The sequence below is a fragment of the Mycobacterium sp. NGS67 genome (assembly GCF_059812185.1).
In genome coordinates, this window is record NZ_JCALCF010000032.1 from 21272 (window position 1) to 38970 (window position 17699).

The window sequence follows — 17699 nt, forward strand, 5'->3', positions numbered from 1 at the left end:
TGAGACGCGCGAGAGCTGCTCGATTGGACGCATGAAGAAACTTCGGAGACTTCGCATGTTGACCGCATCGACTCGATCATCCGGATCGATGGCTTGGTCGATGCGGCGCTGATCGGCCAGGATGCAAAGCCCATGCCCACCGGTACCGACGCAGGGTTGCTGGAAAGCCCCAGGCCGCAATCGGTCTACAAGCATGCGATCCTCGAGCAGTACGTCGTCAGATTCGCGACGATGACAGCGAGCAAGCTCAAGCCGAAGCGAGCGGTGCTCTTCGACGGGTTCGCCGGTCGAGGTCGCTTCGACACCGGTGAAGCAGGATCCGCTGAGCACATGATGCTCGCCTCTCAGAAGGCCAAGAACACCACCCAGATCGATCTTCTCCTGATTGAGAAGAACCGTCGGGACTACGAGTCCCTCGACGCGGTGGCCGACGAGTACCGCGCCCGAGGTATCCGCATCGACAGCCACCACGGCGAATGCGGGGATTACATCGACGAGGCGTTGCAGTTGGCCGCCGGAGCCAGTCTGTTCGTCTTCCTTGATCCCTGCGGGGGCGTGCTCCCGATGAGTTCCATCAGGGACATCCTCCGTACGCGGGGCAAATGGCCGCGGACCGAGTTGTTGTTGAACTTCAGCGCCGACCTGATACGGCGAGCAGGCGGTCAGTTGAAGAAGGGCCAACTGGACCTCGGCGGTGTCGCGAAGGCAGACGCCGTGTGTGGCGGTGAGTGGTGGCGAGGTGTGGCGCTGAGGTCGCATGAGGCATCTGGCGGGCGCGATTGGGAGTCAGCCGCGGAGAACGTCGCGATCGAGTACGCCAAACATCTGATCGACGGAACCGGGTACGGATACGTCGTCGCACCGGTACGGCGCCAGGTCCATCACCAGCCCGTCTACTACTTGATATTCCTCACCCAGGACCCACACGGCTTCTGGGTGTTCGGAGCTGCCAGCGCAAAGGCGCGACAGAGATGGATTGAGTTCTTGGGGCCGGACCCCGATGAACCGCAGGGAACACTGTGGGACGCCGTGGCAGATCAGTTTGAGAGGGAACACACTCAAGCGATTGCGCACATCACCGAAAACTTGCGGCGGCTCACTGCCGACGGTCAACCGAAAGAGGTGGTCCGGCACGTGAAGGAGGTGTACGGAGACCTCTACGGTGAGGCCAAGGAGACTGCGTACACGGCGGCGGTTCGCGCTTTGGTGAAGTCGGGCGAGATCGAACACGTGACCAAGGTGTCGAAGCCGCACCAGCACGTTATCCGCAAGACCACGGCTCCTAACCCGTAGCGGCCTCGGGCATCTCGTCCCACAGCTGACCGTCAAGTTCACGTCCCGCCGCTTTCGGGGTGCGGCCGCCCCACTGCTTGAAGAAGAACGGCACCTCGGCCTCGGTGCAAGCGTCCCGGATCCCCCGTGCCCACGACAGCTCGATCGGCCGGTACCGAGGACCGGATTCGCCACCGACGATTACCCATCCAATGCCGGTGAGATCGATACCGTCGAGCGGGCCGATCAGCGGCTCGCAGGATAGGAACCGCACCGCGGCCGGCACCTCGCGGAGGTGGTCGATGCGGGGCAGGGCGTCAGCGTTCTCCACAGACACGCCCATCCAGAGGTTCTCCGGCCAATCGAGCTTGTCGGCTACGCGGCGCAGGCGCAGGCTACGCTTTGTCAGCACCTGGTAGGTGTGCTGTGGGGTGTCGCGACAGACGTCGAACACGTCGCGAACGAATTCAATCGGCACCCGGGCGTGGAAGAGGTCGGACATCGAGTTCACGAACACCACCCGGGAGTTGCGCCACCGCCGCGGCTCGTCGAGCGCCTGCGGATGTACCGTCAGCCCGAAGCCGGGGCCCGAGGTGCGCGAGTCTCCGTCCACCTGATACTTCGCCGAGCCCATCGCCTTGAGCCGCTTGGCCAATGTCATCGCGTAGCAGTGGTCGCATCCGGCGGAAATGCGGTCGCATCCGGTGACGGGGTTCCAGGTCGCCTCGGTCCATTCGATCGCCGATCGATCCGCCATCGGGCCTCCTCAGCTAGCTATGTTTCCGTGCTCCGTCACCCTATGGTCGGGTACCGACGGAAAAATTACATCGATGTAATTCGCTGCTGTGTCGCCTGCGTCCAGGGCTTCAAGTTGCGATTGTGCTTCGCTTTGGTGGTGCTGGATTATTCGGGTTTGGCTGGTTGACGGAGATTGCTCCTAATCAGCATCAGTAACGCGTTCGGCGCCAGCGGATTTCAGTAGCTCATCCCGCGCTTCGTAAAGTCTGTCAAGAGCGCTCTTGAGGTCGAGTGCGGCGTCGGCTAATTGGGAGCGGGCTGCGGGATGGCCGTGTGAAGCAAGGATCGCGGTCGCCGAGGTGAGCGCTCTAACGTGGCGCAAAAGATCGACCGTGTAATGAGCAGTCTGCATCGCGGTGGCACCTTTGGGCCGCTGGAGATGGTCTCCCATGAGACCCCGCCAGTCATCGATCGTGTAGCGATCGAAGTTGTACATCGCGTTGAGCAACCAGCGTTGCCAGGCCGGTGGGCGTCGCGATGATGTCGGGAGCGAGACCGGAGGAGTAGCCATGGTCGCAACTGTAAGACGCGAAACCGGCAGTTTTCTACGGTCGTACGAAAGAATGTATCGGGCGACGAAAAAGACTTGCGCTCATCGGCAGTGGTGAGATTAACCGGCTTTGACCTACGGAAGGCTCAGCGACAATGCCGCGGCTAGATTAGCTGCAAAGGTTGGACCGTCATTCACTAGCGCGTATCCGCCGGCAAGGCCGCCTTGGTTGCAGAAGGCTCGTCGTCGTCGCACCCTCCGATGGGTCACGACACCGGTGCCCTGACCAACACGGGGGACCAACCAAGTGGCCGTGCGCGGCACGACGGCGGTGGGGAAGCTGCTGGCGGGATTGCCGTAGATCGCTTGGCTGCGTGACCATCGCCGCAGGATTCGGCGAGCAGCGAGGTATGCGTCCTGGGCGACCTCGACGAGGGCGATCGCCTTCTTGACCCCGTAAACGCCCCAGAACCGGCCGGGGCCGCGGCCAGGCTGCCGCCAAGTTTCGGGCACGATGTGCTGGTATTCCTTGTCGCCGTGCAGGTTTGGCGACGAGTGCTTGGTGAAGTAGATGGCCAGGCGTTTGGGGTCGCAGGCCCTCAGTCCGTTGCGTACGTCTATGGCAGTGCCGGCAAGCCGATGGCGAGCCTTCTGCTCCGGATCAGGGTGATCTACGACCTGTGCCCACGTCTCTGACAACCATTGGCTGAAACTCCGGCCCGAGCGACCCGGCGACATGGGCGGTGCCATCCACAGGTGAATGTGTGGTGCGCCGCGACGTTGGAATTCCAGTTTCCAGATGTAGCGAGCGGGTTCGCCATACTCGCGTTGAAACCTCTTGCGCCACAACACCATGTGTCGCTTCACGCTCGCCCCATCTGGGGCGACGACCTCCCAGTCGCCGGGATAGGTCAGGGTGATCATGGCCGGGACACGGCCCGACTCCACCAAGGGGGTGTAGTCGAGTTCTGCAAAGGTCCGGCACATTGCCGACCGTGATTTACGGGACCACTCGGTGATGACACCACCAGCCCTGCGCTGCTCGTTTTCCGTAGACCTCCGTCGTGTCGAAGACACGACGGCCTGATCACCGTTCCCGGCAGTGAGGGCGGAATCGTTTCTTATGTGCAGCTTGGCGTCGTCAACGTCACGTTGGTGATGGCCGACGGCCCGTTCTGCTGTTTTCTCGGCCCTAACGGGATTGGTCCACCCCAGCCGCACGACACCTGGGCCAACAGTGATCCGAAACCGGCCGGATTCCGGCTCGGTACCGCGGCGCCCAGGACCACAAGCCCAAGGCGCTGCGGGTTCGAACAGCGCCGCAGCCGCGGCGGCCATCTCGGGGCTCGGGAACCGCAGCCCCAATGCGTCGATCGCCCGCAGTTCGCCGGCTGCGATCCCGTCGGCAAGTGGGTCGCGGACACTTTTGGCACATATAACAAGCCCGTCGGTCCCAGCCGGAACACGGCCTACGCCGCTACCGCCATCCGACCGACCGCTATCGCTCTCGCGCCCTGCGGCCTTGGCGGCCTCGGGCGCTCGCGGCCTACCGGCGTCCGCGGCTTCGTCCGTGTTCCGGCTGGCCGCCCGGTTTGTGGTCGGTCCAAGAGTGGGTCGCTCCGCTGTCGTCCTCGTTGGACGCGCAGTCGATCCCGTGGCGCTGGGCATCGGGTACCTACTCCCGGGAAACCCAAGGCGCGCATCACTCGGTGACGGGCGATGAAGGGTCCCCTGTCAGGAGTGCTTTCACCGTGTCCGGTTTGCGTCCGGTTGTTAGACGGGCAACCTGCGTCAGCCCTGCTCAATGCGTCGTATATGACGCATGGAAGTACATAAAGCACAGGTCGACGGCTATTCAGTCCGCTTCACACGCGGAAGGTCGCTGGTTCGATCCCAGCCGGGACCACCACAGATACACGCCTGTATCGATTGTTCACGCCGTCGGGGTGTCACCCGCGCAAGTTACGGCGATGGCTGTGCAGGGTTGGTGCGTCCGGACCGTCACCTGCTTCTTCTGCGAGAGAAAACGTCCCGCTGGAACACTCCCGGACTGACCAGGCACGGGAATGTCTACCGAGCATGCTGCGCCGAGCTGGGCCGCCTGGGCCGAAACCCGATCGGTTATTTGCGCGCTGGCGGTAGTAACCGCTCTGCGACGTAGGCCGAATCACCATGTGCCGGTTGAGAAAACCGTACGCCCTTTAAGCACCCGGGCCAGCGCCACACCCGGCGAAGTACGATGCCGCTGGTGACCGCACCACGCGGCAGAAGGGGAGGCGACGATGCCGATCACGGTGATTCTCGAACTGCGCTTCAAGCCCGATGAAGTGTCAGCGGGCCGAGAGCTGATGGGCCGGGCTCTGCAGGACACCCGCGCATTCGAGGGCAATCTGCAGACCGACGTGTGGGTGGACGAAGAAGACGAAGCGCATTGGCTGATCTACGAGGTCTGGGAGTCCGTGGATCACGACGAGGCTTACCGCAGCTTCCGGGCGGGGGAGGGCAAGCTCACGCAGCTGCCGCCGCTGCTTGCCGCGCCGCCGGTCAAGACCCGCTATCTCACCAGCGACGTCTAGGCGATGAGCTTTTCTGAGGGCATCGGAACGCTGAAACTCGAATGCCCGCAGGCACATCCGGTCGGCAGGATCCTGCGCGAAAGCGCCCATCAGGCCGTCCAGTACGACCCCGGCGCCGCGGTGGGCCCCCGCCGGTTCTGGCCGGACGAGGACGAGCAGACCCGCTTCGCGGCGCGGTGCAGGTTCTGCGACAAGCCGGTCGGCGACGACACGGCGACCTTGAGAGCCAAGTTCGCCGAGCTGTTGGCCCACACCTCCGAGACCTACGGAACAGCGACGCTGCCGTATCTATAGAGCGTTTGTTCAATAGATGCGTTGATGCTGATATCGCCGAGTCTTTATTGATTTCGTAAGGTTCATGAGGAAACGTCTACGAATGCGCACGAAACCGAGTCCCTACTAGCACGGAGTTGTCATGACGCTACCCCGCAGGCACCCGCTGGGCGTCCTCGTCGCGATACTGGCGGCAGTCGCTGCCGTCGTATCCTTCGGTACGCCGACGGCTCACGCGTTCTACGTCAAGTACCACGAGACGATCACCCGCAACGCTCTGCCCGCTGACCAGGTCAGTCAGCTGGCTGTCAACCAGATCCTGGTGGGCCCCCCGCCGGGCGGCGGGGCGCTGGGCAGTGACGCCTTCGCCACCGACGAGTTCCGCCATCTGGACAACTCGATCAATCCCGTCGACATCTGCAACCGGGCCCGCGTGGCTTGGGACACCTTCTCGCCGATCATCCTGAGCGGGTCGGTGGTCAACGGCGACGTGGAGGCCGACGGACCCGGCGCCCGGGCCGCGTTCGGAGCCCTGCTGCACACCCTCCAGGACTTCTACGCCCATTCCAACTGGGTCGACGACAACATCGCCATCGGCCAACTGGACCGGATCGCCCCGCCGATCTTCCCGGTCTGCAACCCGGCCGACTTCCCCGCCGACCTGCACACCGGTTACTACAGCATCGATTTCGCGCAGCAGTTCCCCCTCGAGGGCTGCCCCGCCGGTGGTCCGCCGCCCGGCTTCCAGGAGTGCCACACGCTGCTGAACAAGGACGGCCCGCACACGCCGCGCGGCGGCACACCCGTGCCGGGAACCAACATGAACGAGTACGACGTCGCGGCCCAGCTGGCCACTCGGGCCAGTACGGATCTGTACTTCACGATCCGCGAATGGGTTGCCAACGCCAACGGCCAGAACGCGGCGGTCCAGCTGTTCCAGCAGGGCGGCCCGTTGCCGAACTGGCACAACATCCCCAACCTGCCGGGCGTTCCGTACCTGGGTTCGTAACGCCGACCGTCAGACCGAAGCAGCGGGTGCTCGGGTGAATCCCGGGCACCCGCTGTTTTCGGTGTCGCTACTACGCCAGTGGGGTTCTCAGGGTGGCGGTTTCCCACATGGTCTTCATCGCGCTGGCGGGACTCGGTGCCGGAGCAATCAACGCCCTCGTCGGATCCGGCACGCTGATCACGTTCCCGATGCTGGTGACGCTCGGCTATCCGCCGGTCACGGCCACCATGTCCAATGCCGTCGGGCTGGTGGCCGGCGGAGTGTCGGGCACCTGGGGCTACCGCGCCGAACTGCGCGGGCAATGGGATCGATTGCGTTGGCAGATCCCGGCATCGCTGGCCGGCGGGGTTCTGGGCGCCTACCTGCTGCTGCATCTGCCCGAAAAGGAGTTCACCCGGGTCGTGCCGGTGCTGCTGGTGCTGGCCTTGATCCTGGTCGTGACCGGTCCCTGGATTCAATCGTGGGCGCGGCGACGGGCCGAGGACGCGGGTCAGTCAACCGAACATCTCTCCAGGGCCAAGACGGCGACGCTGCTGTTCGGCACCTTTGCCGTCGGCGCCTACGGCGGCTATTTCACTGCCGCGCAGGGGATCCTGTTGGTCGGCGTGATGGGTGCGTTGCTGCCGGAATCCGTGCAGCGCATGAACGCCGCCAAGAACCTGCTCACGTCGGTGGTGAATATCGTTGCCGCCGTTGGGTATACGTTGGTGGCCTGGGACCGGATCAGCTGGCCGGGCGCCGGGTTGATCGCCGCGGGATCGCTGGTCGGGGGCCTGATCGGGGCCCGCTACGGACGTCGGCTGTCACCGAATGCGTTGCGCGCCACCATCGTCGTGGTCGGTTCGATCGGGTTGTGCCGTCTACTCGCCCTGTAAACCTGGCTCATTCCAGCGTGGCCTCGGCCGCCGCCTCGATGACGTCCATCGCCTCACCGCGCTGCCGCCACGCCTGCAGTTGCCGCATCGCCCCATTGCCCAGCGTGGTCACCCGGTCGATCTCGTCGACGACGGTCTGGTACTCACCGAGCGCATCCAACGCTGGATGCACCCGCTCCACCAGTGCGGACAATTGTTCGCGAGCGGGCACCGCTCCCCGGCCGTTCACCAAATCCAGTGTGTTCCCGGATAATCCGTCGTGGGCGGCCTTCCAGTACGCCGCGCGCAACGCGGCCGGCGGCAGCCGGTCGGCACCGTCGGGTTGTTCGTCGACCGCGGTCATCACCGCCGCCCGCACCAGCGTGGCCTGCAACACCGTCTCGGCGACCGTCGCCGGCACGTCGGCGACACGGACCTCGACCGTCGGGAAATTCGCCGACGGCCGCACATCCCAATAGATCATGCCCTGATCCAGCAGCACCCCGGTGTCGAGCAGCATCCGCACCGTGCGGTCGTACTCGTCGGGGGAGGCGAAGAACGGCGGTGCACCCGCAACCGGCCAACGCCGCCACAGCACGCTGCGCCAGCTCGCGTAGCCGGTGTCGGAATTGCGGTAGATCGCCGAATTCGCCGACAGCGCAAGCAGTGTCGGCAGCCACGGCCGCAGCCAGTTGCTCGCGTGGATCGCGGCCGCCCGATCGGGAACCTGCACGTGCACATGGCACCCGCAGATGCCTTGCTCATGCGCGACCATCCCGAACTGCTCACCGATCTGCTTGTACCGCGCGGAGTCGGTGACGGGGAACTCGTGCGGCGTCACCGGCGGCAGGCCCAGCGCCAGCAGCCGGACCCCGACGGCGTCGGCCGCCTCCACCGCAGTGCGCCGCAACGCCGCAAGTTCTTCGCGCAGCTCCTGGCTGTTTCTGGCCACGCTGGAAGTGGCTTCGACCTGGCAACTGCTCAGCTCCCGGTCCAGCTTGACGCCCCGGCGTCCCGCCTCGATGGCTACTTCGTTGTTGCGCGGCGCGGGTTCGCCGGTCTCCGGGTCCAGGAGGAGAAACTCCTCCTCAACACCCACGGTGGGCAGGTCGCCGTTCGAGCGTTGTGGGCTCATTCCCGCAAGCTACCCCCGCGCCGCGGCGCGGCAAGTCTCGGGGCTTCGACGTGCCGAAGACTTTATGAGTGTCGGCGATTTCGCTGTAGGAATCGGGCCCGTTGTGGACAATGGCCGCAATGCAGTCCCACGAAGGAGTGATTGAGCAGTGGTGAGTCCCCGGTTGCGCGGCCACGACGACGTCCTCGATGCGACGGAGGACCTGGTCGCCCAGGATGGCATCGAAGCGGTGACGATCCGCGCCCTCACCAAGGCCACCGGTGTTTCCAACGGCGCCATCTACCGGACGTTCGAATCTCGCGGGGGTGTGCTCGGCCGGGTGTGGGTGCGCGCGGAGCGCCGCTTTCTCGACCTGCTGACCAGTCTGGTCGACGAGGCCCGCGCCGAATTTGACGGCGAGCCGTTGGACGCGGTGTATGCGGCGGCCGAGACGTCGTTGTTGTACCCCGAGATGTTCCCGGGATCGTCAGCCTGCCTGATGACGGTGCGTCGCGAAGAGGTGGTGAGCCAGCCCATGCCGGGCGACATCGCCCAGCAGTTGCAACTCCTGCAGGCCGAACTCGATGCGGTCATGTCGCAGTTGGCCGAAAGTCTTTGGCAGCGCAGCGATTCCGGCGCGGTCGAGTTGATCGCAACGTGCATCATCGATCTGCCGAAGTGGATCGGCTTGCGCGGGCGGCACTACAGCATGCCCACCTTGCGTGACTATCTGCGCGCTGCGGTGCGATCGGTGCTGGAAGTGGGGCCGCCGCCGACGAGTGCCGGTCGGGAGTTGGCCGCCAACGGCGCGGCATAACACCGTCGCTCAGATCAGCGCGTCATCCACCGTCGGGTAAATCGGTAACAGGGCATCGAACCCGCACGCGCGCACCAGGCGCGCGACGACCGGGGCGGGACTGACCAGGCGCAGTTCGACCCCTCGTTCGCGGCACTGCTCGGCGGCCTCGGCCAGCACGGCATACGCGCAGCACCCCATGAAGTCGACCTCGGCGACGTCGACGACGAAAGGTCCCGGCGGCGTAGCGGTGGCGGCCGCCTCGGCCACCAGCTGACGCCAGGTGTGCTCGTTGCACGCGTCGATTTCGCCGCCGGCGTGGATGATCACCGCATCGCCACTGCGGTCGGTCATCGCGCGTAGCGTGCTGCGCGGTTCGCCGAGTTCGTAGACCAGCCGAGTACTGAGCGTCAGGTGGGTGGAAAACGCCTCTGAAATGACCAGGCTCATCGTGCACTCCTAATCGACTGGCGTCGGAACGCCGCGAATGGATGCCCGTCCTGCGGTCTGAAGACAGACAGATTATTGCCTTGTGTGAGTCTCATTTCTATAACGAGACAGGGCGGTCTGTCTACATGGCGCAGGCTAAGAGTATGGTAAGGCGGGCGATGACAACGCCCGACGTCACGGGGCCTACCGCGCCGACCGTGCCCGCCCGCGAGCGAATCTTGGGCGCCGCATACCAACTGTTCAGCCGACGCGGGATACGTGCCGTCGGAACCGACGAGGTCATCGAGCGGGCCGGGGTTGCCAAAGCCACCCTCTACCGTCACTTCGCCACCAAGAACGACCTGGTTCTGGCGGTATTGGCGCGTCGCGAAGAGGTCTGGACCCACGGTTTGATCGAGCAGAAATCCGCGCAGCTGGGCAGCACGCCCGAGGAACAGTTGCTGGCCATCTTCGAGGTGCTGCACGAGTGGTTCCAGAACCGCGACGGTTACGAGGGCTGCTCATTCATCAACGTGCTGCTCGAGCTGGGTCCCGAGCATCCCGCCGGGCAGGCCAGCATCTCCCACATCGACAACGTCCGCCAGATCGTGCGGGAACGCGCCGTGGCGGCGGGGTTACTCGACGTCGAGGACTTCGCCTGGTCGTGGCACATCCTGATGAAGGGCGCCATCATCCTCGCCGCGGTCGGCGACCCCGATGCCGCTCACCGCGCCAAGGCGATGGCCCGCGTTCTGATCGAGCAGCACCGTCCAGCGGCGGATGAGGCGGTCGGCTGACTCAGGACGCGGCGGCCGTGTCGGTCTTGCGGTAGTGCTCTGCCTCGAGTTCGGCGATCGCCTTCGCGGTGCGTTGGCGCAGCAGTATCGAGGCGGTGACACCGCAGATGACGGCAACGACCAGCGCTATCCAGGAGAACCGGGACATGTATTTCTCGGCGGCTTCGCCTGCCATGTAGACCAGCGCGGTGGTGCCCCCGGCCCAGCAGATGCCGCCGGCGACGTTGGCCGCCAGAAAGCGCCGGTACGGCATTTTCAACGCGCCCGCCAACGGCCCGGCGAAGATCCGCAACAAAGCGATGAACCGGCCGAAGAAGACCGCACGCACACCCCACCGGTTGAACGTTCGCTCGGCCAGGGCCACGTGGCCGGGGCCGAAGTGCTTCGGGAAGCGGCGGCCTAGGCGGTCGAACAACGGCATCCCGAACCGGCGACCGATCGAATAGCCGATCGAGTCGCCGACGACCGCGCCGATGACCGCGGCCGCCCCGACACCGGCCGGGTTGACCGCCAGCTCGTGATGCGACGACATCAACGCGGCGCTGACCAACACGATCTCCCCGGGCAGCGGAATGCCCAGACTTTCCAGCCCGACCACACCACCGACCACCAGATACACCGCGAGCGGCGGGATTGTCTGCAGCAGGGCACCCACATCCATGGGTTAAAGGATGCCTGACGGACGGGGTTTGCACGCGGGAACGTCGCCGAGTGTACGGCCACCCGCACCTTCGCGGGGGGTCAGTGGAAGAAGCCCGATTGGTTGTCGCCCTGGTTCCAGCCGCCGGAGCTGCCGACTCCGGAAACGTTCACACCCGAGCTGTAAATGCCCGGGTTGAAGAATCCTGCGACGTGATCACCGGAGTTGAAGAACCCGGCAGAACCCACGCCGGTGTTGTTGAAACCGGCGAGGCCCCGGTCCGTCGCGTTATTGAAGAAGCCCGACGTCAAACCGTAGAACGGCTGCTGGGACACGTTGTAGAAGCCGGAGGTGGCGCTGCCGGAATTGAAGAAGCCGGAAACGTACGTTCCCGATGTGCCGAATCCCGAATTGACTACTCCGACCGGAGTGTCCGAGTGCCCCATACCGGTGATGAAGTTGCCTGAGTTGAAAAGACCGGTATTGACGCTGCCCGAGTTGAACATGCCTGTGTTGAAGTAACCCGAGTTGAAGAAACCCGTGTTGTTTCCGAGTCCGGTGTCGAAGTGGTTCCCGGGGTCGTACTCGCCGAAATAACCGCTATTGAAGGCCCCGGTGCTGCCCGACGTCGAATTTCCGAAGCCCACGTTGCCGAAGAGAGCGTTACCGAACCCCACATTCTGGCTGCCGGCGTTGCCGCTTCCGAAGTTGTAGTCACCGCCGTTCGCAAAACCGGTGTTGACCGACCCGGCGTTCCAGAAGCCGGTGTTGGTGCTACCCGCGTTGCCGAAGCCGAAGTTGCCGTTGCCTGAATTGAAGAAGCCGACGTTGTTGTCGCCCGAATTGAACAAGCCGATGTTGTTGTTGCCGGTGTTGCCGAATCCGAGATTGCCCAATCCCGTGTTCAGTGCGCCAATTCCGACCTGGTTGTCGCCGCTGAGGCCGAAGCCGACGTTGTTGGTGCCGTGATTGCCGAAGCCGAAATTGGCCGTGCCGATATTGCCGAAGCCGACGTTGTTGTCGCCTATATTGCCGCTGCCCAGATTGAAAGAGCCCCGGTTGCCGCTGCCGAAGTTGGTGTTGCCGAAGTTTCCGAAGCCGCGGTTGTTGTCGCCCCAGTTTCCGCTACCGATATTTCCGTTGTTGGAGAAACCCGAGTACTGGTCCCAGTGCCCGTTGCCGCTGCCGAAGTTGAGATTGCCGACGTTGCCATTGCCGAAGTTGGTGTAGCCGGCGTTTCCGCTGCCGAAGTTCGCGTTACCCCAGTTCCCGCTGCCCAGATTGGCGTTGCCCAGGTTGCCGCTGCCGAAGTTCGCGTTGCCGTCGTTTCCGCTGCCGAAGTTGGCGCTGCCCCAGTTCCCGCTGCCCAGGTTGCGGTCGCCCAGGTTGCCGATGCCCAGATTCCACACGCCCGTATTGCCGATGCTGGTGTTCAGCGTCGTGAGACCGTTGAGTGCGTCCTGCCAGGACGCCAGTTGCGACGCCGCGGCTTGCGCGCCGCCGTGGTAGCCGACCAGCGCGGCCACGTCGGCGGCCCAGAATTCTTCGTAGATGCTCTCGGCGGCCGCGATGGCCGGCGCGTTCTGCCCGAACAGGTTCGAGAGCACCAGCTGCACGAACGCGTTGCGGTTGGCGGCCACGACCTCGGGAAGCACGGTCGCTGCTCGAGCCGCCTCGAATGCGCTCGCCACTGCCCCAGCCTGGCTGGCCGCCCCGGCCGCGCGGGCCGCTGCCGCGCTCAGCCACCCCGTATACGGTGCCGCCGCGGCCCCCATTGCGCGCGCCGCCGGTCCCTGCCATGCCTGCTCTACCAGCCCCGACGTCACCGAGGCGAACGACTCCGCGGCCGTGCCCAGCTCGTCGGCCAGGCCGGACCACGCTGCGGCGGCCTCCAGCATCGGCGCCGAACCGGCCCCGACGAACATCCGCAGCGAATTGATTTCCGGAGGCAAGACGAAATAGCTCACGAGTTGGTCCTTTCAGCTGGCTGGTCACGGCCAGAGGGCCAGCACAAGAGCGCGCCGCGTTGCCTACCAGCCATGATTTCCCCGACCACCGGGCAACGCGACGCTGCGGAAACCGTAGCTGTCATTTGCGCGCCATATGCGGTTTTCGGCTAGAAGCTTCGTTCCGGGTGTTCCCGGGGGCACGCCGAGTAGCGTCACTGTCATGAAACGGCAGGGGCCGGCCTCCGATTCGCTTGCGCCGCAATATCCGATCGAGTCGGTCGACAACGCCCTGCGGCTGCTGTTGCTCTTCGGTGAACGACCACAGATCCGATTGAGCGAGGCGACCCGCTACCTCGGCGTCGCCTCGTCCACCGCGCACCGACTGTTGGCGATGCTGACCTACCGCGGCTTCGTCCGCCAGGATCCGGAGTCCAAGGCATATCTGCCCGGAGCGGCCTTGACCAGTGTGGCCTTCGCCATCTTCGGGCGCATCGACATTCAGCGCACCGCCGTGCCCGTCATGCGTGTGCTCAGCGAGCAGTTGGGCGAGACCATCCACGTCGGGACGCTGGACGGTGCCGACGTCCGTTTCGTCGCCGCGGTCGAAGGTCCGAAAGCGGTCCGGGTGGCATCGCGATTGGGGCGCTCCATGCCCGCGCACTGCACGTCGACGGGCAAGGCGTTGCTGGCGCAACTTCCGGAAAGCGAACTGCGACAATTGATTCCGCGGGAAGAACTGGACGCTGTCACGGCGCGCTCGATCGTCAGCCGCGCCAAGCTGGAGTCCGAGTTGTCCCGTATCCGGGAGCGCGGCTACGCAACCAACCGCGAAGAGAGCGAGGAGGGCGTCGCGTCGGTCGCGGTGCCGATCCCCACCCGTGTGCCCGGCCTGTTGCTTGCGTTGAACGCCGCGGCGCCGCAGAACCGCCTGCCGACGTCGAGGTACTCGACCGTGGCCGCCGCACTTGTCAACGCGGGCAAGGAAATCGGCGATCAGCTGGGTTGACCGGTGAGCCGGGCCACCTCGTGCCGCCAGGCGGCGTCCACCTGGAAGCCGGACCCGAGGTCCGGTAGGTCGGCCCAGTCGGCGTCCTGGATGTCGCGCAGCGTGCCGCCGGCCGAGCGGATCCGCAGGGACATGCGTGCCAGCTCGTCGAGACTGATCGCCTGCAAAACCGCCCGTTGCACACTGTCCGCGGCGCTGGTGATGCCGTGGCCGCGGCAAACGACCACCGGCGCGTTGCCCATCGCGGCCACCATTTCCTTGCCCAGCAACGAGTTTCGGATCAGCACGGCCCGTTCGTAGACCGGCACGCCGCCGCGGGCCAGCCAGGCGCCGGCAATGTCGTAGGCGCCGTAGATGGGTCGCAGTTCGATGCCGGCGAGATCCGCGGCGACGACGGCGGGAGGGTGCAGGTGCGCGACGGCCCCGTACCGTGTGTCGGCGAGCATGGTTTCGAGGTGGATGGGCAACTCGTTGGGCACCCGATAGCCGTCGAGTTCGCCTGGGGCGCCCGCGTTTCCGTCGAAGGTGACGAGCCGGACGTCGTCGGGGCGGGTGAACGCCACCCCGGTGTCGTCGTCGCTGCGGCAGCGGACGAGCAGGTGGTCGTTGTCGATCCGCAGGCTCAGGTGGCCGAGGATGCCGTCGACCAATCCGCGGGCCGCGGCCACCCGGCAGGCCTGGGCCACCAGGGCGCGCTGCTGGTCAAGCATCTCGGCCCCGACGGTCTCCGATTCCGAACCCGCCGTCGGGGTGGATGGTCTGGCCGCTGATCCCGCGGGACCGGTCGGAGGCCAGGAACACATAACTCCAGGCATGGTCTGCTCCGGACAGGGCGACCCGCAACGGCGTGCGCGCGGCCAGATCGGTTGCCCGGCCGGGGGAGTCGTCGAGGCGGACATCGGCGAGACCGAGACTGGCCAGCCCGCGCAGGTCGGTGTTCAGCGTCCCGCCCGGCGCCACCCCGTTGACCCGGATCTGCGGGGCCAACTCGTGAGCCAGTGCCGTCACCAACCCGCGCACCGCGAATTTCGAAGGGACATAGAGCACACCGCCGCGGCCGGGATAGTAGGCCGAGGTGGACTCGGTCAAGACGATCGACGCGCCGTGCTGTGCCCGCAGGCACGGAAGTGCGGCTTTGACCGATTGCAGGTGACTGAGCACGTTGGTGCGGAACATCTCGTCGAACGCGGCGGACAACTCGTCGGCGCCGATGTCGTCGATCCCCTGGTAGAAGTCGAATACGCCGACACAGTTGACCAGGGTGTCGAGACCACCGTAGCGGTGCACCGCGGCGGCCACCGCGCGGTCGTTGGCTTCGCGAACGGTGGCGTCGCCGTGGATCACCTCGGTTCCGGGAAGCTCGTCGCGCAGCCGCCCGCACTTGTCCGGATCCCGTTCCAGCACAGCCACTTGTGCGCCCTCGGAGAGAAAAGCGTCGACCACCGCCCGGCCGATCCCGGACCCGGCGCCCACCACCAGCGCGCGCTTGCCGTCAAGCCAACCGGTCATCGTCGCTCTCCGGCTCCTCGGGCAGCAGTGGCGCGTTCGAGTTGCCGACCATGGCCGCCAGCGTACGGGGGTTCTGCCAGGTCAGCGCCTCGACTTCGAGTGCGTCCAGGGTGATCCACTGGCCGGTTCGGGGCGCGGTGATCAGCAGTCGTGATCCGTTGCGGGTTTCCACGCGCTGGACCATGACTTCGGTGAATTCATTTGCCACGCTGATTGGCTCGCCGACGGGCTTCACAGGAACACCGCCAGATTCTGCATGCGCAGCACCGACTCGTCGGCAATGATCGTGCGGCGGGCCAACTTCCAGGCCTCGATGTCGTCGTCCCAACGCAGCAGGTCCTCCCGGCTGCAGGACAGCAGGGCGCTCTCGTTGACGTCGCCGCGGCTGCGGAACAGCAGTTCCGCGGACTCCACAAGTAGCTGGCCTGCATCGTCGTCGAATGTGCGCACGTTGGTGATGAAGTGCCGCAGCCGTGACGGCGGGTCCTCGGCCCAGACGTGTTCGGTGCCCATCCGCGCGACGCGCTGGCGCAACGAGTACATGTCCTCGTCGAAGTGATCCATGCCGGGGGAGGTGTCGAACCCGGCGCCGCGGGCGGTCGTCACGCGCACCGGCATCACGTACCGGATGTCGTCGGTCATGGTGTCCAGCCACGCCTCGTAGTGCTGCGCGTCCAGCAGGTAGGCCTCGTCCACCAGGAACTGATGAGCCTGTAGGTGGCGAATATCGTTGAATGGCAGAGGTTTTCTCATCGCAGGTGCTCCGCCCAGAGTTTGAGCAACTCGCGCTGGTTGTATTCGTTGTAACCGACCTGAGCGCGGCCGGGGCCGTGGAACGAGTCCGAGGGCAGCGCGTCGATCACCGGACGGTCGTCGGCGAGCAGTCCCATCCGGCTGTTCAGCAGCAGTCGCCGCGCCATCGAACCACCCGCGGTGGTGGTCAGCGACACCCAGTTCTCCACGTCGTCCTGCTCGAACATGCCGGTGGACCCGAAGCACATCAGGTAGGCCTTGTAGGAATCCTTCTTGAACTGCTCCGGTGCCGCCGCGTCCACCGCGAACCACGAGCAGACCTCGGTTTCGTTCTCGCTGATCGGCTGCCACTGCCGGATCGAGATGAACGGCAGCACCTGTTCGCTGCCGGGAAGTTTCGGCCAGTTGTGCACGAAGCTCAGGTTGGGAAAGCAGGTCGCCGCCGAGAACATGAAGCCGTCCTCGGCGATCACCTGCTGCTGCCGGGGCGACCAGACCTGTTTGATCCGGCCGATCATCTCGTCGGGATAGCCCACGTAGCGCATGCGTTCACCGAAGTCACCGGGTGGCAGTTTGTAGGTGGTGCCGCCGCCCCGGTGCGCCCAGTACGTGGCGCCGTCCTTGCGTTTCTGCGCCTTCGGTTCGCGGAACAGTCCGATGTCGACGATCGACGCGTGCGTATGCGGGGTGTGGTACATGTCGCCGGAGAAATTCTCCGCGCCGATCTTCCAGTTCGCCTTGATCCGCCACCGTTGCGGACCCCGAACCTCCAGCCCGTGTGCGCTTTGCCGGGTGTAGAAATCCAGATAGAACGCGAAATCGCCGAGGAAGTCGGTCAGGGGCTGCGCGTGCGGGTCCAGGCTGACGAAGATCAACCCGTTGTAGATCGCCAAATTCGGTGCGGGCAGCAGCGTTTGGTTCTTCGGAAACCCGTCGTCACCGCCGTAGGCCTCCCGGTGGAACGGTAAACCGGTGAGCCGTCCGTCGTTGCGGTAGGTCCAGCCGTGGTAGGGGCAACGGAAATTGGACGCGTTGCCCATCTCCGCGCGGCACACCTGCATGCCGCGGTGCAGACACATATTGAACAGAGCGCGCACCCGTCCGTCGGAGTCGCGGGTGATGATGAACGAATCGTCGAGTACCCGGCGCACCACGTAGTCGCCGTCCTGCGGTATCTCCGACTCGTGGGCCACGAACATCCACGCCCGACTGAACAACCGCTGCTTCTCCAGCATGAACAGGTCTTTGTCGTTGTAGATGTGGGCGGGGATCATGCCGCGGCGCACATCCTCGAAGAGGTTGTCGTCTACAAGAGTGGTCACCGGAATCTCCCCAGTACTGGCGTCTGCTCTACAGAGAATAACTCCGCTAGAAAGAGAGAAACCCGCATCCTGCTCGTTGACTCTGCGCTGAGGGCGGTGTCTACTCGCACTT

The 17699-nt window shown here is 65.1% G+C and carries 20 protein-coding genes, 1 tRNA gene and 1 pseudogene; 9 read left to right on the forward strand and 13 right to left on the reverse strand.

Translation table 11 applies throughout. The features are described from left to right. Positions 1-93 precede the first annotated feature (93 nt). A complete protein-coding gene (tcmP, locus tag AC5Y4D_RS22990; protein ID WP_500038299.1) occupies positions 94-1293 on the forward strand; it encodes a three-Cys-motif partner protein TcmP in 1200 nt (399 codons plus the stop codon). Here tcmP and AC5Y4D_RS22995 read toward each other — a convergent pair. The 3 genes from AC5Y4D_RS22995 to AC5Y4D_RS23005 all read right to left on the reverse strand — a co-directional run bounded on the left by AC5Y4D_RS22995 (position 1283) and on the right by AC5Y4D_RS23005 (position 4228). Then, positions 1283-2029 (reverse strand): DUF5131 family protein, encoded by a 747-nt coding sequence (locus tag AC5Y4D_RS22995; RefSeq protein WP_500038300.1) that lies wholly within the window; start codon positions 2027-2029, stop codon positions 1283-1285. The genes tcmP and AC5Y4D_RS22995 overlap by 11 nt on opposite strands. A gap of 180 nt (positions 2030-2209) precedes the next feature. Then, on the reverse strand, positions 2210-2581 hold the full coding sequence (locus AC5Y4D_RS23000; RefSeq protein WP_500038301.1) for a hypothetical protein: 372 nt from the start codon (positions 2579-2581) through the stop codon (positions 2210-2212). Positions 2582-2695: 114 nt separating this feature from the next. Next, positions 2696-4228, reverse strand: a complete 1533-nt coding sequence (locus tag AC5Y4D_RS23005; RefSeq protein ID WP_500038302.1) for a rolling circle replication-associated protein — start codon at positions 4226-4228, stop codon at positions 2696-2698. A gap of 174 nt (positions 4229-4402) precedes the next feature. Between AC5Y4D_RS23005 and AC5Y4D_RS23010 the strand changes: the two genes are divergently transcribed. The 5 genes from AC5Y4D_RS23010 (at position 4403) to AC5Y4D_RS23030 (ending at position 7293) form a co-directional block, all read left to right on the forward strand. Next, positions 4403-4469: transfer RNA gene (locus AC5Y4D_RS23010), tRNA-Ser, on the forward strand. A gap of 373 nt (positions 4470-4842) precedes the next feature. Further along, positions 4843-5136, forward strand: a complete 294-nt coding sequence (locus tag AC5Y4D_RS23015; protein ID WP_499946717.1) for a putative quinol monooxygenase — start codon at positions 4843-4845, stop codon at positions 5134-5136. 3 nt (positions 5137-5139) lie between these two features. Continuing rightward, positions 5140-5430 carry a hypothetical protein gene (locus AC5Y4D_RS23020; RefSeq protein ID WP_499946716.1) on the forward strand — a complete coding sequence of 97 codons (291 nt, stop codon included), beginning with the start codon at positions 5140-5142 and terminating at the stop codon, positions 5428-5430. A 121-nt stretch (positions 5431-5551) separates the two neighbouring features. Further along, positions 5552-6418 (forward strand): hypothetical protein, encoded by an 867-nt coding sequence (locus tag AC5Y4D_RS23025; RefSeq protein WP_500038303.1) that lies wholly within the window; start codon positions 5552-5554, stop codon positions 6416-6418. 107 nt (positions 6419-6525) lie between these two features. Further along, complete coding sequence (locus AC5Y4D_RS23030) at positions 6526-7293, forward strand: sulfite exporter TauE/SafE family protein (RefSeq protein ID WP_500038321.1); 768 nt, start codon at positions 6526-6528, stop codon at positions 7291-7293. Between the two features lie 7 nt (positions 7294-7300). Here the strand turns inward: AC5Y4D_RS23030 and AC5Y4D_RS23035 are convergent, their stop codons facing one another. Further along, entirely contained in the window at positions 7301-8407 is a 1107-nt protein-coding gene (locus tag AC5Y4D_RS23035; protein ID WP_500038304.1) for a carboxylate-amine ligase, read from the reverse strand. Between the two features lie 151 nt (positions 8408-8558). Between AC5Y4D_RS23035 and AC5Y4D_RS23040 the strand changes: the two genes are divergently transcribed. After that, entirely contained in the window at positions 8559-9203 is a 645-nt protein-coding gene (locus AC5Y4D_RS23040; protein ID WP_500038305.1) for a TetR/AcrR family transcriptional regulator, read from the forward strand. Positions 9204-9212: 9 nt separating this feature from the next. On the opposite strand, the gene AC5Y4D_RS23045 is transcribed toward AC5Y4D_RS23040, so the two are convergent. Then, positions 9213-9632, reverse strand: a complete 420-nt coding sequence (locus AC5Y4D_RS23045) for an anti-sigma factor antagonist (RefSeq protein ID WP_499992812.1) — start codon at positions 9630-9632, stop codon at positions 9213-9215. Positions 9633-9790: 158 nt separating this feature from the next. Between AC5Y4D_RS23045 and AC5Y4D_RS23050 the strand changes: the two genes are divergently transcribed. After that, positions 9791-10408 carry a TetR/AcrR family transcriptional regulator gene (locus tag AC5Y4D_RS23050; protein ID WP_499946711.1) on the forward strand — a complete coding sequence of 206 codons (618 nt, stop codon included), beginning with the start codon at positions 9791-9793 and terminating at the stop codon, positions 10406-10408. A gap of 1 nt (position 10409) precedes the next feature. Here AC5Y4D_RS23050 and AC5Y4D_RS23055 read toward each other — a convergent pair whose 3' ends face one another. The 3 genes and pseudogenes from AC5Y4D_RS23055 to AC5Y4D_RS23065 form a co-directional block, all read right to left on the reverse strand. Continuing rightward, the gene (locus AC5Y4D_RS23055) at positions 10410-11069 is read right to left on the reverse strand and encodes a DedA family protein (RefSeq protein ID WP_500038306.1); all 660 of its coding nucleotides are present in this window, start codon (positions 11067-11069) and stop codon (positions 10410-10412) included. Between the two features lie 80 nt (positions 11070-11149). After that, a complete protein-coding gene (locus AC5Y4D_RS23060; protein ID WP_500038322.1) occupies positions 11150-11965 on the reverse strand; it encodes a hypothetical protein in 816 nt (271 codons plus the stop codon). A 42-nt stretch (positions 11966-12007) separates the two neighbouring features. Further along, positions 12008-13015 (reverse strand): annotated as a pseudogene (locus AC5Y4D_RS23065) (PPE family protein); the annotation flags it as partial. Between the two features lie 202 nt (positions 13016-13217). Here AC5Y4D_RS23065 and AC5Y4D_RS23070 point away from each other — a divergent pair. Further along, the gene (locus AC5Y4D_RS23070) at positions 13218-14003 is read left to right on the forward strand and encodes an IclR family transcriptional regulator (RefSeq protein ID WP_500038307.1); all 786 of its coding nucleotides are present in this window, start codon (positions 13218-13220) and stop codon (positions 14001-14003) included. Here the strand turns inward: AC5Y4D_RS23070 and phtC are convergent. From phtC to AC5Y4D_RS23095, 5 genes are read right to left on the reverse strand one after another with little or no spacing between them, the layout of a single operon-like run. Further along, positions 13991-14713 (reverse strand): 3,4-dihydroxyphthalate decarboxylase, encoded by a 723-nt coding sequence (gene phtC / locus AC5Y4D_RS23075; protein WP_500038308.1) that lies wholly within the window; start codon positions 14711-14713, stop codon positions 13991-13993. The two genes, AC5Y4D_RS23070 and phtC, sit on opposite strands and share 13 nt — an antisense overlap. Beyond that, positions 14706-15512, reverse strand: coding sequence for a 3-(cis-5,6-dihydroxycyclohexa-1,3-dien-1-yl)propanoate dehydrogenase (gene hcaB / locus AC5Y4D_RS23080; RefSeq protein WP_500038309.1), 807 nt, complete (start codon positions 15510-15512; stop codon positions 14706-14708). Before hcaB ends, phtC begins: the two co-directional genes overlap by 8 nt. Then, positions 15496-15747: a dihydrodiol dehydrogenase gene (locus tag AC5Y4D_RS23085; RefSeq protein ID WP_500038310.1), complete on the reverse strand. Its 252-nt coding sequence runs from the start codon at positions 15745-15747 to the stop codon at positions 15496-15498. Before AC5Y4D_RS23085 ends, hcaB begins: the two co-directional genes overlap by 17 nt. After that, positions 15744-16265: a 3-phenylpropionate/cinnamic acid dioxygenase subunit beta gene (locus AC5Y4D_RS23090; RefSeq protein ID WP_499992823.1), complete on the reverse strand. Its 522-nt coding sequence runs from the start codon at positions 16263-16265 to the stop codon at positions 15744-15746. Before AC5Y4D_RS23090 ends, AC5Y4D_RS23085 begins: the two co-directional genes overlap by 4 nt. Next, positions 16262-17539, reverse strand: a complete 1278-nt coding sequence (locus AC5Y4D_RS23095) for an aromatic ring-hydroxylating dioxygenase subunit alpha (RefSeq protein WP_499992889.1) — start codon at positions 17537-17539, stop codon at positions 16262-16264. Before AC5Y4D_RS23095 ends, AC5Y4D_RS23090 begins: the two co-directional genes overlap by 4 nt. Positions 17540-17699: the final 160 nt, after the last annotated feature.

What these genes read in the sequence shown, in the direction of transcription:
- AC5Y4D_RS23035 (WP_500038304.1), bottom strand. Translation starts at nt 8,407, where the DNA reads ATGAGCCCACAACGCTCGAACGGCGACCTGCCCACCGTGGGTGTTGAG.
- hcaB (WP_500038309.1), bottom strand. Translation starts at nt 15,512, where the DNA reads ATGACCGGTTGGCTTGACGGCAAGCGCGCGCTGGTGGTGGGCGCCGGG.
- AC5Y4D_RS23005 (WP_500038302.1), bottom strand. Translation starts at nt 4,228, where the DNA reads ATGCCCAGCGCCACGGGATCGACTGCGCGTCCAACGAGGACGACAGCG.
- AC5Y4D_RS23015 (WP_499946717.1), top strand. Translation starts at nt 4,843, where the DNA reads ATGCCGATCACGGTGATTCTCGAACTGCGCTTCAAGCCCGATGAAGTG.
- AC5Y4D_RS23090 (WP_499992823.1), bottom strand. Translation starts at nt 16,265, where the DNA reads ATGAGAAAACCTCTGCCATTCAACGATATTCGCCACCTACAGGCTCAT.
- AC5Y4D_RS23050 (WP_499946711.1), top strand. Translation starts at nt 9,791, where the DNA reads ATGACAACGCCCGACGTCACGGGGCCTACCGCGCCGACCGTGCCCGCC.
- AC5Y4D_RS23025 (WP_500038303.1), top strand. Translation starts at nt 5,552, where the DNA reads ATGACGCTACCCCGCAGGCACCCGCTGGGCGTCCTCGTCGCGATACTG.
- AC5Y4D_RS23020 (WP_499946716.1), top strand. Translation starts at nt 5,140, where the DNA reads ATGAGCTTTTCTGAGGGCATCGGAACGCTGAAACTCGAATGCCCGCAG.
- AC5Y4D_RS23045 (WP_499992812.1), bottom strand. Translation starts at nt 9,632, where the DNA reads ATGAGCCTGGTCATTTCAGAGGCGTTTTCCACCCACCTGACGCTCAGT.
- AC5Y4D_RS22995 (WP_500038300.1), bottom strand. Translation starts at nt 2,029, where the DNA reads ATGGCGGATCGATCGGCGATCGAATGGACCGAGGCGACCTGGAACCCC.
- AC5Y4D_RS23095 (WP_499992889.1), bottom strand. Translation starts at nt 17,539, where the DNA reads ATGATCCCCGCCCACATCTACAACGACAAAGACCTGTTCATGCTGGAG.
- phtC (WP_500038308.1), bottom strand. Translation starts at nt 14,713, where the DNA reads ATGCTTGACCAGCAGCGCGCCCTGGTGGCCCAGGCCTGCCGGGTGGCC.
- AC5Y4D_RS23030 (WP_500038321.1), top strand. Translation starts at nt 6,526, where the DNA reads ATGGTCTTCATCGCGCTGGCGGGACTCGGTGCCGGAGCAATCAACGCC.
- AC5Y4D_RS23070 (WP_500038307.1), top strand. Translation starts at nt 13,218, where the DNA reads ATGAAACGGCAGGGGCCGGCCTCCGATTCGCTTGCGCCGCAATATCCG.
- AC5Y4D_RS23000 (WP_500038301.1), bottom strand. Translation starts at nt 2,581, where the DNA reads ATGGCTACTCCTCCGGTCTCGCTCCCGACATCATCGCGACGCCCACCG.
- AC5Y4D_RS23055 (WP_500038306.1), bottom strand. Translation starts at nt 11,069, where the DNA reads ATGGATGTGGGTGCCCTGCTGCAGACAATCCCGCCGCTCGCGGTGTAT.